We start from the raw sequence: 2,310 nt of genomic DNA, 5'->3' as shown, positions 1-2,310 counted from the left end.
CAATTAGCGTACTGGCGCAAGCAACTGGGTGACGACCATGCCGCGTTGCAATTCCCGGTGGATCACCCGCGCTCATCCTCCGGCAGCTACCGTGCCGCGCTGCATGATTTTGTGCTGCCGCCCGCATTGGTTGCGCATCTGCAGCGTCAGTCGCTGGAGCGGGGTACTACGCTGTTTATGGCGTTATTGACCGGTTTCCAGGTACTGTTGTACCGCTACACCGGGCACAGCGATATCCGTGTCGGCGTGCCGATTGCCAACCGCCATCGGGTGGAAATCGAGAATCTGGTGGGATTCTTTGTCAATACCCAGGTGCTGCGCAACTGCATGGACGGGCGCATGCCCTTGGGTGCAATTCTGGATCAGACGCGCGAAGCGGCGCTGGGTGCGCAGACTTACCAGGATTTGCCGTTTGAACAACTGGTTGAAGCACTGCAACCGGAACGCAGTCTAAATCAGAACCCGCTGTTTCAGGTGATGTTCAATCACCTGCGCGAAGATTATCGCGCGTTGGAACAACTGCCGGGTTTGACGATCGAGAAATACGAACTGGGTGAACAAGGCGCGCCGTTTGAATTGACGCTGGACACGCTGGAGCGGCCGGATGGCAGGATCGACGCGCGTTTCACCTATGCCGCCGAGTTATTTGAAGCGGACACGATCAAACGGCTGGGTGAACACTACCTGCAAGTGCTGGAACAACTGGCCGGGCACCCCGATCGCTGTGCAGGCGACATTACGCTGTTAAGTATCGCGCAATGGCAACAGCTCAAGGACTGGGGCGTTAATGAGAAGCGTTATGATAATAGCGAACCGGTACACCGGCTGATCGAACGCCAGGCTGTGGTGCGCCCGGACGCAACCGCACTGATTTTTGGCAATACGGAACTGAGTTACGCGCAACTGAACGAACGTGCGAACCGGTTGGCGCATCAGCTGATTGCACTGGGAGTCAGGCCTGAAAACCGGGTGGGGATCGCCGTTGAGCGCTCGATAGAAATGGTGGTTGGATTGCTGGCGACGCTGAAGGCTGGCGGTGCCTATGTGCCGCTGGATCCGGACTATCCGCGTGAACGGTTAAATCACATGGTGAGCGACAGCGCCGTCGAATTGCTGTTGACGCAAAGTCATATCAGGGAGCGGATTCCGCAGGTGGCAGGATGCCAGGTTGTGGACCTGGATACCCTGGATCTGAGCGATTGGCCGCAAAGCAATCCGGACGTGAACCTGCATGGCGAACATCTGGCTTACATCATCTACACCTCCGGCTCTACCGGAAAACCCAAAGGGGTCGGTGTGGCGCATGGCCCGCTGTCGATGCATGTGCAATCGATTGGCAAACGTTACGGCATGACACCAGACGACCGCGAGCTGCAATTTGCATCGATCAATTTTGATGGCGCCCATGAACGCTGGCTGGTGCCGCTGGCTTTTGGCGCGGCACTGATGCCGCGGGACAACGACTTATGGTCGGCTGACCGCACGGTTGTCGAGATTTCACGGCATCGCATTACGATTGCCTGCTTTACCCCCGGTTATTTGCAGCAACTGGCGGAATTTACCGGCAGCACTGGGCGGAATTTACCGATTCGCTCCTATACCGTAGGCGGCGAAGCGATGAGCCGCAGCAGTTTTGATTTTGTGCAGGAAACACTGCATCCGCCGCGCATCATCAATGGCTACGGCCCCACCGAGACAGTCATCACGCCACTGATTTTTAAGGCTTACCCTGGAACGCAATTTGACGCTGGTTATCTGCCGATCGGCTCACCGGTTGGCGACCGCACCGCTTATATTGTGGATGCTGAAATGAATTTGGTTCCGCAAGGCGTAGCTGGTGAATTGTATCTGGGTGGTACCGGGCTTGCGCGCGGTTATCTGAACCGGCCGGGCCTGACTGCGGAACGATTCGTGGCCGACCCGTTTGACGACAACGGCGGGCGGCTCTACCGCACCGGAGATTTGGTGAGATGGCGCGCAGATGGGCAGGTTGAATATTTGGGGCGACTGGATCACCAGATCAAGATCAGAGGATTTCGTATTGAACTGGGCGAGATCGAAACGCAACTGCTGCTCCAGTCGCAAATTCGTGAAGCGGTGGTGATGGCAAAAGAAGGGCCGGGCGGCGCCAGATTGGTGGCCTATGTGTCGTGCCATGCTGGCCATACAGTCGATAGCGCGGAACTGCGTGGCGCGCTGGCAGCAACCTTACCTGATTACATGATTCCGGCGGCGATTGTGGTGCTGGAGAATCTGCCGTTGAATGCCAACGGCAAGGTGGATCGCAAGCAGTTGCCGGAACCGGAATTT

The 2,310-nt window shown here is 57.1% G+C and carries 1 protein-coding gene; it reads left to right on the top strand.

The genetic code is table 11. The annotated features are described in order from the left end of the window. Positions 1-2,310 (top strand): amino acid adenylation domain-containing protein (locus BM021_RS14865; RefSeq protein ID WP_143074372.1); only part of this gene is annotated, 2,310 nt, incomplete at both ends.

The sequence above is a fragment of the Nitrosomonas sp. Nm166 genome (assembly GCF_900112825.1).
GTDB lineage: Bacteria > Pseudomonadota > Gammaproteobacteria > Burkholderiales > Nitrosomonadaceae > Nitrosomonas.
Note: the sequence above shows the minus strand (reverse complement) of the source record. Positions and strands in the feature narration are given on the sequence as shown.